The sequence below is a fragment of the Paenibacillus melissococcoides genome, from assembly GCA_944800085.1.
Taxonomy (GTDB): domain Bacteria; phylum Bacillota; class Bacilli; order Paenibacillales; family Paenibacillaceae; genus Paenibacillus_B; species Paenibacillus_B melissococcoides.
The window spans coordinates 107,857-128,311 of the sequence record CALYLO010000013.1; the positions used below are offsets into that span (position 1 = coordinate 107,857).

A 20,455-nucleotide genomic window follows, 5' to 3' on the forward strand; every position below is an offset into this window, starting at 1 on the left:
AGCTATACCACACTAGCGTTGCATAGAACCTGACATGAAGAAGACTTTAAACTCCAGATACGGAACTAATAATCATTATTTATATATATTTACAGTTTCTTTTTTCCTAGCAAAGCCAAAAGTCGATCTCCTCCTAAACCATAGGAACATGTTACCATCAAATGTTAATATGCCATTATTACCTATTTAATCACCACTTTAACGGTCTTACATTGCTTTGGGTGTTTTCGTGGTCGACCACCCTTTCGTTTCTTCCGCCTGCCCTTCGAGTGCTTGGTTGGTTTGCGGTGCAGTGCCATCAAAAATTGATCCCACGTTTTATTCATATAGACCCGAAGCAGCTTTAGAAATGACCATAGCGTTTGAGTGGTGTCAGCCTCCTTCCGGACCAACATGACTAAACCATATGCGATGAAGGCTAAAAAAATCTGGTTCCATACTGCCTCTGGATGGAAACTGTACAAATGGACTAAGCTCATATGTTGCTTCATCCATTTAAAGAATAATTCAATCATCCAGCGGCGCCGATAAATCTCGCAGATTTGGGCTGCGGACTTATCCCAGACATTCGTAAGCACACGGTACTGGCGGTTCTTCTCATCGGTATACTCCACTAACCGGAGCTGGGCTTCTATCACATGGCCTTCTTCATCCTTGTAGCTCACGATCACGTCAGCATCACGCACCACAGGCGTCGTTTCATCGATCTCGTGCTCGCAGATGATCGCCGTCTTGTTGCTTTTCTTAATGCGTGCCACGAAGCGTAGATTATCATCCAGCCACTGCTTATAGTGACCATATGTGATGTACCCGCGATCCAAAACATGAATGGCATCTTTATCGATCACCAGATCCAAAGCCACTTCGCTGTCAGCAACGCCTCGTGTGGAACAAACAATGTTTTCGGGATAGACGGTATCCGGGTCGCAAACAGCAAGTTTGGTGTGGATCTTTACCCCGTTGCTGTGTTTGGAGCAGTAGGCCCATTTTCCAGCGACATCAGGGAGTGTAAGTACCGTTGAATCGACAATGCTCAGTTTCCCGATGCCGGGGATACCCTGCTTCGGATAAAGTTGTTGCAAACGTTGTGTCACTTGAATCCATAGCTGCTGCAACACCGGTAAAGGCAACGCTCTGAGTGTACGTACGAGTTGGGAAGCGCTAATGGATTTCAAGTGGATCGCCTGCTGCAGCTGTTCGTTCGCACGCAACGCGTTGCAGATATCTTCGAGGTCCGTGCGTTTATTCAATTGAGCATCAATGAGTAGTTTGATCGCTCTCACGAGTGTAAACTTTCGTCGATAATTGAAGATTGGGAATTCGTCGTCCGAGAGCTGAATCAAATTTAGGCATTTACAAATGACGGTCTGATCTGGTATATTACCCATGGTCTTTTCTCCTTTTGGTGAGGGAATGGGTAACATGCCTATCCTTCAACATTAGGAGATTTTTTTATGAGTTACCAGATATAATCGATCAATAAATTGAAGAAAAAGTAATTAATGAGAAATATATTTTTCATGTCAGGTTTGGTGCAAGGCTAGTGGCTATACCAATGGATTGAAAGAAAAAATCGGCGAAAATGATGCATTTTTGCAGGAATGGCATCAGATCGCTGCTGAAATCGCGTAAATTTCTGCACATATGCAGGATTCGCTGCCTCCCCCTCTTCCGCCGCTCGTCCCGCCGCCACTCTCCCACCTCCACATTCGTCACATCTCACCGTCTCCCCACCTCCGCAATTCGCGGCTGTCCCGTCCTGTCCTCCCTCATTTTTCTTTGACTTATTGGACAGCCCCTTTTTTAATGTTAGAAGGGGCATTATTTTGCTTGACGACTATATGTATATTGAAGCCTTATGTGCTAACTCCTCGCGCCTCAGGGAAGTAGCAATATTACTGGAAACTTACGGACAACTCCTGCGCCTCAGACAGGTGGCAGTATGTGTGCGACTTGTTTTGCTATAACTGAATAACTTCAGGAAAAGCAAGGACTTTATAAAGAAAAGTCTAACTTTCTATCCGAGAACAGGAATGAGGAATCCATGTTTTCCAAAACTGTTCCGTTGAGACTCCTACATGCGTCTTGTTCGGCAGGGCATGAGGTATGAAGCTAGGTGAAGTCGGCAGAAGGAAGCTGGAGCCACCAATCAAGGAAGGTATGCTTACTGATATGCCGGACGGCTGAAAAATTGCCTATGGTGAGAATGTTCAAAGGGGAACTGACGAAACTCCGAATGTAAGAATCTAAATGCCTACCTCATGGAAACATGTTGACCAATGAATGTTGGGGCAAGTGGCGTAAAGTACAATTACATGTTAGGAAATACGCTATACCGAACAATGGCGGTATCAAGCTTGCAGGTTCAAAGGAGTCACCTAAGGGCAGTATGCATAGCTAGGATAGAAGGAACAAGGAAAGCAAGGGACGTTGCAACAATGGACTGCCGTCCAAGACGGTTGCTATAAGGTTACACCGAAATGCATTTACCCTTGTGAGAGTAGGGGCACGACCAATGAAACTTCCGTAATAGAAGTGGAGGAACAGCCCTGAGTCTTGTTACTTGACAACAACTTTCCAAAAGTGAACTGTATCGGTCGGGTATGAATGTGGGGACAATCTCTGCAAGGGGGTTGCCACAATACAGGCTCTGCGTTATTGGGATTACTATAATCTAACAGATACCTTTACAGACTTACACGAGCAGGCCAAGCAAGGAAAAACATTCAAACGTCTCTATGAACTAATCACATCAAGAGAAAATATCCTTCTTGCTTACCGTACAATCAAGTCAAATAAGGGATCTAAAACAGCAGGAACAGATGGCAAAACAATCGAGAATCTTAAAACAATGACAGACAGCGATCTTGTGAACCTTGTTAAAACAAAACTTAAGAATTACCAACCTAAAAAGGTTAGACGGGTCTTTATTCCAAAACCTAATGGGAGAAAGAGACCACTGGGAATTCCATGCATTCTAGATCGGCTAATACAGCAGTGCTTTAAGCAAGTACTTGAACCAATCGCCGAGGCGCACTTTTATAAACATAGTTATGGGTTCAGACCATTGCGCTCCACCCATAATGCATTGGCTAGAGTTCAATTTTTGATTAATAACGGGGGACTTCACTTTATCGTAGACATCGATATCAAAGGATTCTTCGATAACATTAATCATTCAACCTTGCTAAAGCAGATATGGAATCTTGGAATACACGATCGTAAGGTTTTACGGATTATCAGTCGAATGCTAAAAGCTGTAATAGAAGGTGAAGGTACTCCTGTAAAAGGAACCCCACAAGGAGGAATTTTATCCCCTTTACTTTCTAACATTGCACTGCACGATCTTGATACTTGGGTAGCTGGACAATGGGAGAATTTCCAAACAAAACATGCATATACGAAGAGGAATAAATATAATGCTCTTAAGAAGTCAAAGCTTAAAGAAGGATTCATCGTCAGATACGCCGATGACTTCAAAATCCTCTGTCGTGATTGGAAAACGGCCCAAAAATGGTTCCATGCCGTAAAACTTTATTTGAAAGATCGCCTTAAGTTGGACATTTCCCCTGAGAAATCAAAAATTCTGAATTTGAGGAAACAGAAATCTGAATTTCTCGGCTTTACAATTAAAGCTACAATGAAGGGGAAAAAGGCAGTTGCACATACCGGTGTGATTGAGAAGAAAAAACAACAGATTAAGATACAATATAAGAAACTTATTCAACATATTCAACAATCACCCTCAGCCGGTAATGTGCACAAATTCAATAGTTTTGTTCTCGGGATTCACAATTACTTTAGGAAAGCAACGCATGTGTTCATTGAGTTCTCACGACTTGCCTATGACCTGAAAAAGTTCACTTATAATCGTTTGAAACGGGCTGGTAAATACGAACATCCTGATAATCCACCTCCGACATATAGGAAGTTTTACTCAACCAGTTATCGCACGTTCAAGGTGGATGGAGTCTACTTATACCCGATAGTAGATGTAACTACCTCTAACAATCTGAACTTCAGTCAAGAGATAACTCCATTTACTGTCGAGGGGCGGAAGAGGATTACTAGAAAACTGGTTGGATTTGTACAATCAGAAATCATTATATTAATGAAATCAGACAATCCTCAACGCAGTGCAGAATACTTGGATAATCGGATTAGTAGGTACAGTATGGTCATGGGAAAATGCGAGATCACAGGTATATTCCTTTATGCAGACGATGTGCACTGTCATCATTATCTTCCAACTTACCTTGGTGGAGATGACAGCTACAATAACCTGAGGATCCTTCATCAAGATGTCCATACACTTATTCATGCCACAAACCAGGAAACGATTATGAAACTCATAAACATGCTTGGCCTAACAGGCAGCATGATTAAAAAGGTAAACCAATACCGCAAAATGAGTAACTTGGGCACTGTTGTTTAATTCAAGTAGCAAGATGGAACGCCGTGTGCGGTGAAAGTCGCATGCACGGTGTGGAGGTGGGGAAAAGGTGGCGAGCTATTCAAAGCCTTACCTATACCTATTGAAAGGCTTACGGTCAAAATCCCTATGGCTCAGTTGCCCTATTTTGTTATAAGTCTAATCCTATTCGCATTCTCCCTTGCGGTCAGAAATTCGATTTATCAACTCTGGGTTACCTGATGCGATGGGGGAGTGAGCACAAAGAGGTCGGGGCCACCTGATGGGACGGGATGTGAAAATAAGAGCCCGGAGAAACCTGACGCGACGGGATAGGAAAACAAGAGCCCGGAGAAACCTGACGCGACGGGATAGCGAAAACAAGAGCCCGGAGAAACCTGACGCGACGGGATAGCGAAAACAAGAGCCTAGAGCTGCCTGACAGGATGGGATACTGAAGATAAGAACAGGTGACTACCTGGCGCGATGGGTTAGCGAAAGATTAACCGAGTGCGATCCTGACGCAATGGGAGAGTGGTCGTAAGGAGAATAATAGAGAAGTATAAGCCCGATGATTGTCCATTCCAGTTATGTCGAATTACTTTCCGGGAGGGAGTCAGAGTAGGGGGTTTTTAACCTTCACAAATCTGTCGTTGCTTTTTACATTTTCAACCTATAATATGGAAGTGGAAATAAGTAATGTGCAAAATTAACAAAATAACTAGCGGGAGCCTGCGGAAGCAAGCTGAGAGTACAACTAGTCTGTTGTTGACCGATTGAACCTGTTGGATAATGCCAGCGTAGGAAAGCGAACATGAGGGAGCATGTATGGGGTGGCCATGCATGTTGTTCGCATATGTTATTTGTTATCAAATGTCTAGCCATCATCTTTTCTATCTTCTTTTTGATACTGCTTCATATCACCTCATGTCTAGCGAGTGGAATGATCGTTCTCGTCCAGCGAGAAGAATGTTCGTGCTTGTTATGTTCAGTTCTCTACACATTTCCTGCAATGGTTTTTCTCTATCAGTCCAGCAATCAGTGAAAAGACTCTATTCTATCAGCCTTGGCCAAGCTCCCGCTCGTGAGAAAGGTTGGATGGATCATGATGGTACATCAAGTGTCCGCGCTGATCGACAAGCTGCGGCAAGATCGACCGCTCGTTCATAATATGACGAATGTGGTGGTGACGAATTTTACGGCGAATGGCTTGCTCGCGTTGGGGGCGTCGCCTGTGATGGCGTATGCGCGCGAAGAAGTGGCCGACATGGCGGCTATCGCCGGGGCGTTGGTGCTCAATCTGGGCACACTCTCCGAGGATACGATAGAGTCGATGATCGTCGCCGGACAGGCGGCCAATCGCCATGGAGTCCCTGTGCTGCTCGATCCGGTCGGAGCGGGGGCGACGCGTTATCGGACGGCGTCTGCGCTGCGCGTGCTGCGCGAGGTTCAAGTGTCTCTTGTCCGCGGCAACGCTTCGGAATTGGCGAATCTGATTGGCGAGCAGCGCGTCATCAAAGGCGTGGATGCAGGGGACTCGGCAGAGGACGAGCGAGTGGAGCTGGCGGTTCGCGCTGCCCGCAGCCTGCATACGGCCGTTGCCATTACGGGACCGGAGGATGTCATTACCGACGGACAAGCCGGCTATATCGTGAAGGGCGGACATCCTCTGCTGGCGCAGGTCACGGGCGCGGGCTGCCTGCTGACGTCGGTGCTGGGGTCTTTTGCCGCCGTGGAGCGGGATGTGCTGCTGGCGGGAGCCGCAGGGCTTGCCTTCTACGCAGCGGCTGCTTACGAAGCGGCGGCGCGGACGGAAGCGGACGGACCGGGAAGCTTCCAGATTGCGCTGCTGGACGAGCTGTCCCGCTTGAACCGGGATTCGCTGAAGGCTCATACGGAAGTGCGTCCGTTCGAGCCTTCTTTTGCAAAGGAAGGTGAAGCGCGATGACCATATATAAGGCACTGACGATTGCCGGCTCGGACAGCGGCGGGGGAGCCGGGATTCAGGCTGACATCAAGACGTTCCAGGAACTCGGCGTATTCGGGATGTCGGCGATTGCGGCCATCACGATCCAGAATACGTTGGGCGTATCCGGGGTGTACTCGATTCCGGCCGAGGCTGTCATCGGGCAGATGGACGCGATCGGTTCCGATCTCGCTCCGGACGCCGTCAAGACAGGCATGCTGTTCAATAAGGAGATTATTGCGGCGGTGGATGACCGCATCGTGCATTTCGGTTGGAAGGCCGTCGTGGTCGATCCGGTGATGATTGCCAAGGGCGGATCCGAGCTGCTGCAAAAGGAAGCGGTCGAAGCGTTGAAGGAACTTCTCCTTCCGCACGCTCTTGTCGTCACCCCCAATATCCCCGAAGCCGAGGCGCTGACGGGCATGCCGATTCGAACGATGCAGGAGCGGCGGGAGGCTGCCAAGCGGCTTAGCGATTGCGGTCCCGCATACGTCGTCATCAAAGGCGGTCACAGCGAAGGGGAAGAGCGTGTTACGGACCTGCTCTATGACGGGACGCATTTCACGGAGCTGCATGGGAAGCGGGTGCATACCCGCCATACGCACGGGACCGGATGCACTTTCTCCGCCGCCATGGCGGCAGAGCTGGCCAAGGGCTCATCCGTCGCCGATGCCGTCGCAACCGCCCGCGCGTTCATCCAGGCTGCGCTGGAGGAGACGCTCGGCATCGGTCAAGGCCATGGGCCGACCAACCATTGGGCTTACGGCCGCAGAAGGGCGGTGCGCTCATGAGCAGAGTCCGGCCGGAGCAGATGCGCGCCTATCTGCGGCTTTACTTGGTCATAGGCAGCGTGAACTGCCGGATGGATCCGGTTCAGGTGGCCGAAGAAGCGTTGGCGGGCGGCGTATCGGTACTGCAATACCGTGAGAAGGGGAGAGGCGCATTGACTGGCGGCGATAAGAGGCGGCTGGGATCCGAGCTGCAAGCGGTGTGCAAGGGGTATGGCGTTCCGTTCATTGTGAACGACGACCTGGAGCTGGCCTTGGAGCTTGGCGCCGACGGCATCCATATCGGGCAGCAGGATGAGCGGGCCGACCGCGTGCGGTCCCGTATTGGCGGCCTCATGCTCGGCGTATCGGCGCACACGGTCGAGGAGGCGCGGCTGGCGGTAGAGCAGGGGGCGGATTATTTGGGCGTCGGCCCCATTCATCCGACCCAATCGAAGGAAGATGCCTTGGAAGCGCAGGGTCCCTCTATCATCGGAGATATCCGGGCGGCGGGCATCGATGTGCCGCTCGTCGGCATCGGCGGGATAACGCTTACGAACGCCGGAGCGGTCCTGGAAGCGGGCGCGGATGGCATTGCTGTCATCTCGGCGCTGACCGGCGCGGATGATATTCGGGGGACGGCGGCCAACTTCCGCCGATTGGGGCCGTAAGCGGACCAGGGCAAGCGAGCCGCCGGGCCGCGGCAAGCATAGCGCAGGGGTAGAGCGGGAGCGTCTTGACATTGACTCGTTTTATTTTTTGGGGAAGGTGGAAGCCAAGATGAGTGTCGTGAAGGAAGCGGGTACGAAAAAGCTGTTTTTGGCAGGGCCATTCAAGAGCTTGGTAGACGCGAAAACAGGCTGCATGCAGGAGAATGAAAAACGCAGGCTGATTCAGCTCATCTCTTTTTTTGAAACGAGAAATTATGATGTTCACAATGCCCATAAACGCGAGGGCTGGGGAAAAGATTTCATGACGCCCGATCAGTGCACGGCCATCGATTTCGAAGAAATACGCGCCTGCGATCTGTTCGTCGCCTTTCCCGGCTGCCCGGCTTCTCCGGGAACGCACATCGAGATTGGCTGGGCCTCCGCTTTTGGCAAGCCGATCATTTTGCTGCTGGAGGAGGGGAAGGAATACGCCTTCCTTATTCGGGGGTTAGGCCAGGTGGCGGACGTAACGTACCTCTATTACCGGGAGGAACAAGACTATCTATCGGAATTGGAGCGGATGTTCGTCATTTCATAGTAGAAAGGGGAGAAGCAAGTGCGATTCGACCGATTCCACGATGCTTATCTGGCTGCGCTGGACGCCGTCCGCAGCCAGCCGCAGTTCCGCAATGCGCCGCGCGGCCATCAGAGCCGCGAGCGGCTGAATTATCAATTCGCCCTTGCGAATCCCGTAGAGCGCGTTTGTTATTTGGCGAGCCGCCGCACGAATATCGTATTTAATTTTGCCGAGGCGCTGTGGTACTTGTCTGCCAGGGACGATCTGGACTTTATCGGTTACTACAATCGAAAAATGAGCGAGTACTCGATGAACGGCCAGACGCTTACCGGAACGGCATACGGGCCTAAAATATTCCGCTTCGCAACCGGCCAGGTGAATCAATGGCAGCGAATCGCGCACTTGCTGGGCCGGGATGATCCCGATTCCAAGCGGGCGTTTATTCAAATTTTCGACGCTAACGAGGTGATTGGAGCCGCCAATATCGATGTTTCCTGCACGTTGGGGCTGCAATTTTTCGTGCGGGAGCAGAAGCTGTATGCGATCGCCTATATGCGCGCGAACGATGCGTTCCGGGTGATGGTCAGCGACGTGTTCTCGTTCACGTTCATGCAGGAGCTGCTCGCGAGAGAATTGGGGTTGGAACTGGGCGACTATTACCATGTTGTCGGTTCGGTACATATCTATCAGCCGGATGACGAGGCGGTGGAGAGAGTCCTGGCTGAAGCCGCATCCGGCACGAAGGGGCCGTGGGACGAATTTCCGGTCATGCCTTCCGGCAATCCTTGGCCTTATCTGGAGACGGTTCTGGAATATGAATCGCTATTGAGAGAAGACCGCATAGCCTTGTCAGGTCCAGACATCGAGGCGCTGGATCTGCCTGCTTACTGGCAGCAGGTCCTGCTGCTGTTCAGCTTCTACCAGTCTATCGCTTATCGGAGACCGGCGGATGCTTCCGTGCTCCGTGCGTTGTGTCCGCTCTATCAGCGGCTGCTGCATTACAAATGGCCGCATCAGGCGGCGCGGCCGCTTTTCGAGCATCAACGAAATAGGAGGGAGTCCGATGCAGACTTCGTGGAAGGAAGAGGATGTGGCGAAGCAGTTCGAGGCGTATAACGACATTTTGGAGCAGACGTTGGGGTTCCGCTTCGTGTTCGATCTATTGAAGACCGTTCCCGCGGGCAAGCGGGTGCTGGATTATGGCTGCGGTCCCGGCAAAGTGGCGTATCGCCTGGCGGAAACGGCCGACGTGCAGGTGGTCGCTGTGGATGAATCGAGGCATATGCTCGATATCGCCATGCAAAAACGCTCTCACCCCCGGGTCGACTACCGTCACATCGAGCTGGATCGGTTAACGTTCCTGGAAGACAACTCGGTGGATGGAGCCATGACCTGCTATGTCTTCATCAATACGAGCAGCCGAGAGCGAATCGCGCGCATTATCGGTGAGATTCACCGGGTCCTGGCTCCGGGCGCATCCTACGTCATTTTGGATACGCATCCGGATTCGACGGGGATTGATTTCTCGACGTTCCGCAACGGGGTTCCGGGGAAAGCCTACGAGCATGGCGAAGCCCGGCAAGAATGGCTGCATCTTCCGAACGGCGAGGATATGATTCTCGATGATTTCCATTGGCCCAAGGAGATGTACCGCGAGCTTTTGGAGGATGCCGGCTTCGGGCATATCGAATGTATAGAGCCCACGTTACGCGATATTCCGCCGGATGAGTTAAGAAGAATCGAGCAGGAGAGCCGCTTCGACCAATGGAAAATGGAGCGGGATTATCCGCCCTTCCTTATTTACCGGGCAGTCAAAGAGGCGTGAATGTAAGGAGGAACGACGTGTTATTCGATGCATTTGACGTATTTTTGTTTGATTTGGACGGTGTCATCTATGTCGGGCCGAAGGCTCTGCCCGGCGCGGTCGAAGCGCTGGAACGGCTGCGCTCCGGAGGGAAGACGACCCGGTTCCTGACCAATAATCCCTGCATGACGCGGGAGCAGACGGCAGCCAGGCTGAACCGCCTTGGCATTGAAGCCGCGAAGGATGATGTTATCTCCTCGGGCTGGGCAACGGCAAGCTGCCTGCGGGAACGCCAGGCAGGCTCTGTCTATGTGCTCGGGGATGAGCATCTCGAGCGGGAATGCCGGGAGGCCGGCCTCGACATTGTGGACGTCAATGACGCCGAGGCCGTCGTGGTCGGCTGGAGCGATGATCTGACGCTGCGGGATATCCAAAGCGCGGTGACGCGCATCGCGAATGGCGCCCAGTTCGTCGCCACGAACGCCGATTGGAGCTTCCCGGGACCCGATGGCCCGATGATGGCGGTCGGGACGGTCGTGGAAGCGATCAAGATGGCTTCGGGCAAAACGCCCTATATCGTAGGCAAGCCCTATCCTTATATGTTCCAGAAGGCGCTGCATCAGGCGGAGGACTGGTCCCGGGCCGTCATGTTCGGGGATACGCCCGAGACGGATATCGTGGGCGCTCACCGGATGGGTATCTCGGCCGTTCTTATCTCGAGCGGGCCGTATACCGGGTATTCGTCTGCCCGGGATTACCGCAAGCCCGATGCGATTCTTCCTGATCTTCGCAGCCTGTGGGATGAAGGACTGCGTCTGGAGCGTTGGGTCCCGCCGGCTTTTCCTTGGCCGGATGAAATCAAGCCTGGAGTGGCGGGCATTGTCATGGACGAGCGGGGCAGGGTCCTCCTGATGAAGCGGGCCGATAACGGCTGCTGGGGAATCCCGTCGGGCCATGTGGAGCGGGGAGAAAGCGTAGAGGAGGCCATCGTGCGGGAAATCCGCGAAGAGACCGGATTGCAGGTGGAAGTCAAGCGGTTGGTCGGCCTATACTCCGATCCTGAGTCGCAAGTATTCACCTATCCGGATGGAGCGGCCACTCAGTTCGTGACGGCCTGCTTTCGCTGCGAAACGGTGGGAGGAGCGCTTGTCAGAACGGGGGACGAGACGTTGGATGTGAACTATTTCGAGGCGGACCGGCTGCCGGAACCTATGCTCGCGATGCACCCCCGGTGGATCGCGGATGCCTTGGCGGAGGAATCGCTTTGCATTTTCCGTTAGAACGAATCTATTAAGTGAGGGTGGCGCGTTCCATACGTTCCATATTAATAGAAGCGGGTGAGAAGGAAATGTCAAAGGTAAAAGGCTTCATTTATAAACCATTGATGGTTATGCTGGCGTTGCTGCTCATCGTTGTCAGTCCGGCCGGAGCCGGGGCGGCCCATTCCGATGCGTCTTCGGATATTACGCTCAAGGTGGCGGTCTATCCGTACGTGCCGGATCCTGCCCGTTTCCAAGCGGCCGTTCTTAATCAGTGGCAGCGGCAGGAGCCTGGCGTCAAGCTGGAGTTTACGGACTGGGATTCCTACTCTTCGGATCCGCCGGAAGATTTGGATGTATTCGTGCTGGATTCGATTTTTTTAAGCGATTTTGTCGATGCGGGGTATCTTCTGCCCTTCGGCAGCCAAGATATCGACCAGGCGGGGGATGTGATCCCTTTTGCTCTGCAAGGGGCGAAGCGCAATGGCAAGGTGTACGGCCTCCCGCAAATTTTATGCACGAACCTGCTTTTTTACCGGAATGGCGATTTGAAGCTAGGGCAAGTCGACAACATTTATGAGCTGTACAAAAAAATAGGAGCCAACCCCACCGAGCAGATTCCGCCTCCCAAGCATAAGGGCTTGCTAATTAATATGGCTGGCGGGACCACAAAAGCAAGCATGTATTTGGAGGCGCTTATCGATGTGACTGGCCAGTATACGGAATATGACATTCTTCCGCGGCTGGATCCGCTGAATGACAAGGTCATTCGCGGCTTGCGGCTGCTGATTGATATGGCGGGCGAGAAGCCGTCGCAGTATGTGCCGGAGGACGGCGACGCCTATGTAAGGGCATCATGGTTCGAGCAAGGAAGCGGCAGAGCCTTCGTCGGCTACAGCGAGTCGATGATGCGCATGGGCGACTATACGGAACAAGTCCGGTTCAAGCCGATTTCCTCGTCGGCCGGGCAGGACATTCCTCTGTTCTACAGCGATGTCGTGAGCGTGAACTCGAGGACGGCCCATCCGGAGCTGGCCCAAAAACTGGCGAATGTCATGGCTTCCGCGGATACGGTAGAGCAAGCTCTGCGCCCGCAGGCCGACGGCCAATATCCGCAGTATCTGTTGCCAGCCCGGCATCAGGTATATAAAGCGTTGATGCAGGATTATCCGATTTATTCCGAATTGGCCCGTATCGTGAACAACCCGTCGAATCGAGTATTCAGGCTCGGACCTGAAGTTCGTACGTGGCTAAAAGACGCCAAGCGAGTACTTCCCGAAGCGCTCGGCTTGACGGACGTGTCGAGCTTGGCGAGCTAAAGCTTCCGCATCCCCCTCCAACCGTCGTGTACGGGAGAGGGGGATTTTTGTTGTGCGTTATTCGGGAGAGGAGATGCTACTGAATAAGCCGGCAAAAGCGGCCCTTGAAAAGAGGAAAAAAGGACCCGGCGCCGAATGTAGTTGTCAATACAGAGGAGAGGTTGATGCAGATGGTTCAGTTGAGGGCCGGAGATCGCAACGCCCAGGTTCGCGGCATTCTGTTCGACAAGGACGGCACGCTGCTGCAATTTATGAGCTTGTGGGGCTGGTGGGCCGAGAAGGTGCTTCACGACCTGGAGCAAGAGTTGAAAAAAGAGGGCGGCTCCCTGCCGGAGCAGCCTGGATATATATTAGGAGTTATCATCGAAGAGAATGGTTCGATTCGGAGGCATGACCGTCAGGGAGCGCTCGCGATGGGCTCCCCGTCGCAAATGATCGGCATCGCGACGTATTTGCTGCATCGGACGGGAGTGCCGTGGAATGAAGCGTTGCCGCGCGTTACCGCCGTCTTCGAGAACGCGAACGAGCAGGTGCTCGAGCAAGCCAACATCGTGCCGATTGCCGGCACCGTCGCTTTTCTGGAGCGCTGCAAGGCGTTGGGGCTGACGTTGGCCGTCGTCACGGCCGATGACCAGGGACCGTCGGAGCAGCATCTGGAGAAGATGGGGATTCGCCATTATTTCGATGCGGTCATCGGTGACGATTGCGTGGAGCGGGGCAAGCCATTCCCGGACATGGTCGAGCTGGCCTGCCGCGAGATCGGGTTGAAGCCCGAGGAAGTCGCCGTCATTGGCGATTCGGTCGGCGACATGGAGATGGGACGCAGCGCCGGCGTGGCGTTGAACATCTTCATCGATGAAGAGCGCGCCTTCGCCGATGCGCCGGCCGCCGCCGATGCGATGATTCGCGCCTATGATGAGATCGGGCTGGAATCATAGCACAAATACCCCCTCATTCCGGGAGCGCGGAAGAGGGGGATTGTTGTGTAATGTAGATGATTACATTCGGATTGTTCGTGATTGCGCTGCTGTCCTTCTCTAACAAGAAGTAGACCTCCCTGAGCTTGTCGGCCTGGAGGTCTACTGTCTGAATCATGCGCGCGCGCATAGAAGATGTTCAAAAAGTCCGCTTTTGATCACGACGTAATTGAGGATGTCGCTCGGCATCGAATCTAGCGTTCACTCTCGAAGTCCGCTGCTCCTTCTTCGAGTTCAAGCAACCTTCTCGGTGCTGAAAACCGTTCTTTTTGAACGTGCATTAGATGGCAATCTATTGCAAGACCGTAGATGTTCCCGCATCTGCGGTCTTTTTTAGTGTATTCATGGTCTGTTCCAAATAAACATGTCGCTACAAAACCATAGATAAACATAAATAGGAAGATAGACTTCAGCGATTGCTGGCCTTCCCCGGGTTAGCCCCTACGACGTGAGCGCGTGGGAAGCAAGCACTTCGGTCAGCTTCTGCTGGAAGGCTTCCGCGCCGACGCGGAGGAAGAAGGCGTGGAACGATTCCTGTCCGTTCCGCTCCTGCTTGTAGAAGCGGAGGAGCTGCTCCAGGACGTAAGGCACGTCGTCGCCCCGGACCCGGCCCTTGAGCGTCGTATTGAAGCGGGCGCCCGGACCGAGGATGCCGCCGACCGCGATATCGAAGGCGTCGACCATGCCCTGTTCGGTCTTGATGAGCGAGCCTTGCAGGCCGATGTCGGCGACATGCTTCTGGCCGCAGGAGTTCGGGCAGCCGATGAAATGAATCCGCACCTTTTCGTTCAAATCGCCGACATGGTCGTCCAAGTATTGGGCTACGCGCCGCGCCCGTTCCTTCGTCTCGACGATGGCGAGGTTGCAGAACTCGTTGCCCGTGCAGGAGACGGTGCGGCTCATGAACGGCCGCGGATACGGAGTCAGACGCTCGAGCACCGGCAGCGCCAGCACCGTGTCCAGCGCTTGCTCCGGAATGCCGGTCAGGATGATATTCTGCGACATCGTCGTGCGCAGCGTGCCGTCGCCATACCGTTCCGCCGCGTCCGCGAGCTGCTCAAGCTCTTCCGCGTCAAGCCGGCCTACGGGAACGTTCAGGCCGATATAGTAAAGACCCGGCTGTTTCTGCGGATGGACGCCATCGAAATAAGCGGCCCGCCAGCCGGCAATCCGGTCTTCGCCCCGGGAAGGCAGCTTACCGATCAGCTCCTCCAGATGAGCCTGGAATTTCTCGATTCCCCAAGCGGCGATCAGGAACTTCAGGCGGGCATGATGCCGCTTCTCGCGGAACCCGTAATCCCGGAACAAGGTCGTGACGCCGACGGCGACCTTGAGCACCTCTTCCGGGCGGACGAACAGGTCGAGCTGCTGCGCCAGATACGGCTTCGCCGACAAACCGCCGCCGGCCCAGGCGTGGAAACCGATCACTTCCTGACCGTCGATTTGCTTAGTGGCCGGGGTGAAAGCGAGGTCGTTGATCTCCGCATGCGCGTTATTATAGATGTTGGATGAAATGGACATTTTGTATTTCCGCGGCAGGTTCGAGAAATCCCGGTTCAGCAGGAAGAAATCATTCACCTCATTAACTAATTCGGTCGTGTCCATGAGCTCATCCGGGTCAATGCCTGCGAGCGGGTTGCCGACGATCGTGCGCGGGCAGTCGCCGCAAGCTTCATAGGAGTACAAGCCGACGGCTTCCAGCCGCTTGAAAATATCCGGCAGATGCTCGACGCGCAGCCAATGGTACTGTACGGCCTGGCGCGTCGTCACATCAATCAGCCCCCTTCCGTACAGTCTGGCGATCTCCGCCAAAGCCCGGGCTTGGGCCGTCTGCAATATGCCCGAATTGATGCGGATGCGCATCATGAAATGGCCGTCCTTCGGCTTTTGCTCGTAGACGCCGGCCCATTTGAACCGGTTTTTGTCGTCCTCCGGTATGGACTCATAGCCCTGTACCGAGTAGGTCTCAATGATGTCGCGGATGACGTCCAGCCCGTCCTTTTCCATCTTAATCAATTCAAACTTGTTCAGCTTCGAAGGGTCCTTCATCCATACCGGTTCGTACGCCATTATGATATCCCCCGCTCTCTAAAAAATAATAATTCCGATGTAATTAGTATGATTTATTGGTGACATCGTACCATATTTTCTCCGAAGCGACAATAAAAACAGGAATCATTTTTTCTAATGAATCCCATTTGAATCGGTTATAAAGTGCGGGCGGGAGGCTCGGGCTATGATATGGTTCATCTGTAAATGGCGCCTGCCCCAAAAAACTTGAAAATTTCGTGACAATCTTGTTAAATTTAGAGGAGAAGTATTGCAACTCTTGCTGGGTAAATATAACATAGGGAAAGATAGGTAAAATGCGCGTGTAGAGGGAGGTCGCACCATGTTTCTGGCCGAAGGAACTGAACAGACCGAAAGTCTGTTTCAATTTTTTGACGTCTTTATGATCGTGTTTACGTTAATCTTGATTTGGGCCGTAATCCGTCAGATCAAGCAGCATCCGCGCAATAAATTCGCGATTGGGTTTGCGCTTGTCAGCTTGATTGTCTTTTTGATTGCAGACGTGAAGATGATTTCAGGTTGGTAAAACACAGGTACATAATAACGTTGACGGTTTCAATGGGGGTCCCGAGCACCGTACACAAATGAACAGCCGATAGACAGGCTCTTTGATGGAGATCATCAAAGGGCTTTTTTTCCCGTTTTGGCGGGAGGATGAGGTCTTTTGGCAAAAAAGGGAGAGAAGAGTATGAGAGCAGATCATGTCACGATGAAGAGGCTGTGCTGCGGCGTGCTGGCCCTGGCGGTCCTGTGGGGGGCGGCGCCGCCGGCGGCGCATGCTGCCGATGCGGTAACGATGAAGGCCATCAGCGTCGACGGCAAGGTATATGTTCAGGCAGAGGCGATGCAGGACAGGTTCGGCGGCGAGGGGAAGTACAATCCGAAGACGCAAACGTACAGCTACACGCCGAACGATCTTGCCGCTGTCATTCAAAAGGTCAGTCCGTCGGTCGTCTCAATTATAAGCACGAAAAAGAGGGAGGACGGAGAGGTATGGGGGCATGGGACCGGCGTCATTGTGCGCAAGGATGGCTGGATTGTCACAAATGCGCATGTTCTTGAAGGAGCCTTGGACCCGCATGTGGTTACCTCGGATGGAACGGTGTATTCGGTTAAAAAATGGTATGCCGACGAGGCGATCGATCTGGCGATACTGCAGATCAAGGCCAGCGGACTGAAGCCGCTCGCGTTCGTGAAGGAGGCGCCGCAGGTCGGTGCCCCGGTCCTTGTTATGGGAACGCCGGAATCGATGCTGCTGCGCAATTCCGTGACGGCAGGTATCGTGAGCGGCATCGAACGGGCGGGAGTCATTCTCGACTATGGCTATAAGCTGATTCAGACGGATGCGGCGATCAATCAGGGCAACAGCGGGGGGCCGCTTATTAATATGAAAGGGGAAGTCATCGGTATCAACACGTTTACATTGGCGAAGGTTGACATCGAAAACATAGGGTTCGCCATTCCGGCGGATACGGTGGAGATGGCGATTCGTCATTTCATGAACTATGGCAAGATTAAGCGCGCGGATCTCGGCCTCGAGCTGGAGGAGCACGGGGCTGCCTCTAATGGGCGGCCGGGAGCGGAACCGCTTCAGGTGATGGCGGTGCGAAGCGCGGCGGCTAAGAAGGCCGGAATTCACGAAGGTGATATCCTGTATGCCGTCAACGGGCGGCAGGTGATGACGATGACGGATGTGAATGAAGCGCTCAAGCTGCGGCTGCCCGGACAACGGGTATCGCTTACGATGCAGTCGGACGGGGAGCTCGTGGAAAGGCCGATCACGCTGGCAGAAGGGTAAGGTTCGCCGTTCCTTTCCCCGTCGGGCAGGGATGCTGATGATATGGACGACAGGAACGTATAAAGAGGGGAGACTGTAGGATGAAACGGAGCAAGACAGGGAAGATGCTAGGGAGGATCGCATGCATGGGAGTAGTTGCCGCGCTGCTGGCGGGAGGACAGGCGATGGGGGCCGCTTCGGCGGCGGGAAGCGGTACGCTGCAGGCGGCGGCGCTTTCTCCTGTGGCCGAACAGGCACAGACCCGGGCGGGAACGGTGATGGAGGAGCTGCTGCTGAAGGCGGGCAGCGGGAAGGCAATGCTGAACGGGGAAGAATGGACCATAGGCAAGCCTTATGTGAAGCAAGGGGCAACGATGGTTCCGCTGAGCGTATTTACGAAGGCCTTCGGGGCCGAGCTGAACTGGAGCACGGGAGATGTCGTCACGTTAGGGAACGGCAAGACGACGGTGCGGATGCGCCTTGGGCAGAAGCAGGCGATGTTGAACGGAAAGGCGGTGACGCTGCCCGCCGCTCCGGAAATGGTCAGCGGCACGGTCATGGCGCCGCTGGGGCCGTTGGCGAAAGCGTTTGGAGCCGCTTCTACGGTGGCGAAGGATAAGAGCGTCGTGCTGACCTGGAATCGTGCCGATGTGCTGGCGGAGGCGGCGATTGATGTGAGCGCGAAGGCGGTGCGTATCGGCGACCATGTGCACCGCTGGTCAATGGTGCTGCCGAAAGGTTGGAGCTACAGCTTCCTGACGCCGGAGGAAAATGCCGTCGTGATGGAGAGCCCGTCCGGTCAAGCCCAAGCGATGATTTTTATCAATTCGTGGCAGTCCATCGATCTGGCCCATCTGGCGGATCAGTTCGCGGGTCAAGCCACAGGCAAGCAGATGCTTGAGCATATGAAGACCGAGATGTTTGCTGAAGATACGCTCATGTCGTCCCGTATAGGAACGATTGACGGTAAGGCTTATGCGCAGGCTGTTGTCAATGACGAAGTAATGACGCTCACCCGTGTCTTCAGTGCCGGCGGCAAACGTTACACGCTGTACGTGTATGATGAAGCCGCTTCGTCGCCGCGGCAGTTGCTTCAATATGAACCGCTGCTGAATACGTTCCGCCCGAATGATGTCCCGGCTGGCGGAGCGGGGGTGAAGGATATCAGCACGGAGAAGGACGGCTTCCGTTCGATGGCGCTGTGGGGAGACGGACTCATTGTTGATATTCCGGTGACGTGGGAGCGGGATCCGAATAGGAACAAGCTCTCTGCGCCAGCCGATGAGGGACTGCTTCAACTGGAGTATTATAGCTTGCGGGCGGATGAAGGGGCTACGCTGGATTCGCTTGTTCGCCAGGAAGAGGAATTCATGAAGAAGCAGTTCCGTCCGGAGCATCGTCAGACGGTGGGCGTCCAGGATGTGACGTTGAAGAGCGGACAGCAAGCGAAGCTGTTGACGGCAAAGCATCGGTATAATGAGACGGACTGGCGCTTCTCCAAGACACTGATCGTTCTCGATGAAGGCGTTCAGTTTTTCCTGCAATATTCCGGACCAGACTGTGCCGATGCCGTTCAGCTTGGCGAACGCATTGTGGACTCGGTTCGCGTCGACGGGAGGTTCAAGGAGCAGCTTGACGACCCGGAGGCCTGGGGCGACGGAAGCGAGCTGTGGGTTCCGTGGACGAAGACCGTGGAGCGCACATCGGAAACCTGGGGACTCCAGATGAAGGTTCCGGAATGGTGGCTCGGCTACCGGGGCAGCGGAGTGTTGGAAGAGTTGGAGGCAGAGTTCGAAGAAGGGGACATCGCGACCTATAGCTTGCCGAGCAGTTATTTCAGGCTGACTGTGAATCATGTGGATACGGTAGAGGAGGCGTTGGCCTATTGGAAAGAGTCCCTCCTGTCCGAGAGTGATCCGTCGATCCGGTTCGTGAAGGAGGAGAAGAAGACCTGGCGGGGCCAACCGGCGATGCGCGTCCGGTTCATCGGCTTGACGGCCGGCGTGAACAGCACGTATACGACGGATATGCTGCTGCTTGCCAAGGACGGGTACGTATATACGCTGTACTACACGATGTACGACGTATCCCGCACGCCAGAAATGGTGGCTCACTTCGAAAAGGTCCTGGACTCGTTCCGGTTCGCCGCGCCTTAACACATCTTAACACCACGCCTTAATAGAGGAAGCGATGACGCTGTGCCGTATGGCATGGCGTCTCTTTTGTATGTGGGGACAGGGATTGTCTTGGGGTAGCGTTGTCGCGGGGTAACGGCCACGATACTGCGGAGGAGTGTTGCCTGGTACGGGAGAGCCGATGGAATCGGGATAGGTATGGGCCGAGGGGAGTGAAGGGCTGGAGCGGGTTGAGGGGGGGCGAGCTATAGGTGCTTGCTGTTGGGATGTTGGGGGATTGCTGTGATCTTAGCATCAATATCCCATCGGTTCAGGGGGCAGTGGGGAATAAGTGCTTTTGCGTTACAGGCTTCGGGGATGGACAGGTGCAGCGCTTAAGGCAGAAATGGAGTGCAGCGGCAGTTTTCCAGGCAGGGCAGAGGAGGTTGGCTGCTTTATTTTCTGGATATAGGGGGAGGATGGGGAGGATGTATAGGTGTTGAGTCCTTTGAGTCAATCTCCCAGTCGCTCAGGGAAAAAATCCTTGGGCTTTTTTGCTTGTCTATTGGTAGGGGGTGGAAAGAGAAGCGTCTTCCTATTGACTATATACGGAGGCAGGGTCGAAGACCTCGGATGATATTGAAACAGTCCGGATTCCGGGAGCTGTTATGAGGGAGACGCGCCGCTTGTCTGAATTCTGCTAATAAGGGGGTATGCAAGAGAAAAGTGGTGCCCTAGAGGGAGCAAGGGGGAGAGTGACAAGA

The 20,455-nt window shown here is 53.6% G+C and carries 16 protein-coding genes; 14 read left to right on the forward strand and 2 right to left on the reverse strand.

Annotation, left to right across the window (positions count from 1 at the left end; all coding sequences use genetic code 11):
- Nucleotides 1-182 precede the first annotated feature (182 nt).
- Nucleotides 183-1,388 (reverse strand): IS4 family transposase, encoded by a 1,206-nt coding sequence (locus tag OCY70_RS30720; RefSeq protein WP_261944490.1) that lies wholly within the window; start codon nt 1,386-1,388, stop codon nt 183-185.
- A gap of 1,253 nt (nt 1,389-2,641) precedes the next feature.
- On the opposite strand from OCY70_RS30720, the gene ltrA reads away from it, so the two are divergent.
- The 11 genes from ltrA to OCY70_RS36410 all read left to right on the forward strand — a co-directional run bounded on the left by ltrA (nt 2,642) and on the right by OCY70_RS36410 (nt 13,804).
- Nucleotides 2,642-4,435 carry a group II intron reverse transcriptase/maturase gene (gene ltrA, locus OCY70_RS30725; protein WP_213431462.1) on the forward strand — a complete coding sequence of 598 codons (1,794 nt, stop codon included), beginning with the start codon at nt 2,642-2,644 and terminating at the stop codon, nt 4,433-4,435.
- 1,081 nt (nt 4,436-5,516) lie between these two features.
- Nucleotides 5,517-6,359, forward strand: a complete 843-nt coding sequence (thiM, locus tag OCY70_RS30730; protein ID WP_213429418.1) for a hydroxyethylthiazole kinase — start codon at nt 5,517-5,519, stop codon at nt 6,357-6,359.
- The gene (gene thiD, locus OCY70_RS30735; protein WP_261945303.1) at nt 6,356-7,168 is read left to right on the forward strand and encodes a bifunctional hydroxymethylpyrimidine kinase/phosphomethylpyrimidine kinase; all 813 of its coding nucleotides are present in this window, start codon (nt 6,356-6,358) and stop codon (nt 7,166-7,168) included. Before thiM ends, thiD begins: the two co-directional genes overlap by 4 nt.
- Complete coding sequence (gene thiE / locus OCY70_RS30740) at nt 7,165-7,815, forward strand: thiamine phosphate synthase (RefSeq protein ID WP_213429420.1); 651 nt, start codon at nt 7,165-7,167, stop codon at nt 7,813-7,815. Before thiD ends, thiE begins: the two co-directional genes overlap by 4 nt.
- A gap of 109 nt (nt 7,816-7,924) precedes the next feature.
- Entirely contained in the window at nt 7,925-8,392 is a 468-nt protein-coding gene (locus tag OCY70_RS30745; RefSeq protein WP_213429421.1) for a nucleoside 2-deoxyribosyltransferase, read from the forward strand.
- Between the two features lie 18 nt (nt 8,393-8,410).
- Complete coding sequence (locus OCY70_RS30750) at nt 8,411-9,487, forward strand: thymidylate synthase (RefSeq protein WP_261945302.1); 1,077 nt, start codon at nt 8,411-8,413, stop codon at nt 9,485-9,487.
- Nucleotides 9,435-10,196, forward strand: a complete 762-nt coding sequence (locus OCY70_RS30755; protein ID WP_261945301.1) for a class I SAM-dependent methyltransferase — start codon at nt 9,435-9,437, stop codon at nt 10,194-10,196. Before OCY70_RS30750 ends, OCY70_RS30755 begins: the two co-directional genes overlap by 53 nt.
- Nucleotides 10,197-10,213: 17 nt before the next feature.
- Complete coding sequence (locus tag OCY70_RS30760; protein WP_213429423.1) at nt 10,214-11,455, forward strand: HAD-IIA family hydrolase; 1,242 nt, start codon at nt 10,214-10,216, stop codon at nt 11,453-11,455.
- Between the two features lie 68 nt (nt 11,456-11,523).
- Nucleotides 11,524-12,753 carry a thiamine pyridinylase gene (bcmE, locus tag OCY70_RS30765; RefSeq protein WP_213429424.1) on the forward strand — a complete coding sequence of 410 codons (1,230 nt, stop codon included), beginning with the start codon at nt 11,524-11,526 and terminating at the stop codon, nt 12,751-12,753.
- 170 nt (nt 12,754-12,923) lie between these two features.
- Nucleotides 12,924-13,691: an HAD family hydrolase gene (locus OCY70_RS30770; protein ID WP_213429425.1), complete on the forward strand. Its 768-nt coding sequence runs from the start codon at nt 12,924-12,926 to the stop codon at nt 13,689-13,691.
- A gap of 56 nt (nt 13,692-13,747) precedes the next feature.
- Complete coding sequence (locus tag OCY70_RS36410; RefSeq protein WP_373871491.1) at nt 13,748-13,804, forward strand: putative holin-like toxin; 57 nt, start codon at nt 13,748-13,750, stop codon at nt 13,802-13,804.
- Nucleotides 13,805-14,171: 367 nt separating this feature from the next.
- On the opposite strand, the gene OCY70_RS30775 is transcribed toward OCY70_RS36410, so the two are convergent.
- Nucleotides 14,172-15,800 carry a nitrite/sulfite reductase gene (locus OCY70_RS30775; RefSeq protein WP_213429426.1) on the reverse strand — a complete coding sequence of 543 codons (1,629 nt, stop codon included), beginning with the start codon at nt 15,798-15,800 and terminating at the stop codon, nt 14,172-14,174.
- 322 nt (nt 15,801-16,122) lie between these two features.
- On the opposite strand from OCY70_RS30775, the gene OCY70_RS30780 reads away from it, so the two are divergent.
- From OCY70_RS30780 to OCY70_RS30790, 3 genes are all read left to right on the forward strand, one after another.
- Entirely contained in the window at nt 16,123-16,326 is a 204-nt protein-coding gene (locus OCY70_RS30780) for a hypothetical protein (protein WP_213429427.1), read from the forward strand.
- Between the two features lie 162 nt (nt 16,327-16,488).
- Entirely contained in the window at nt 16,489-17,598 is a 1,110-nt protein-coding gene (locus tag OCY70_RS30785) for a S1C family serine protease (protein WP_261945300.1), read from the forward strand.
- A 125-nt stretch (nt 17,599-17,723) separates the two neighbouring features.
- On the forward strand, nt 17,724-19,733 hold the full coding sequence (locus tag OCY70_RS30790) for a stalk domain-containing protein (protein WP_213429429.1): 2,010 nt from the start codon (nt 17,724-17,726) through the stop codon (nt 19,731-19,733).
- Nucleotides 19,734-20,455 lie beyond the last annotated feature (722 nt).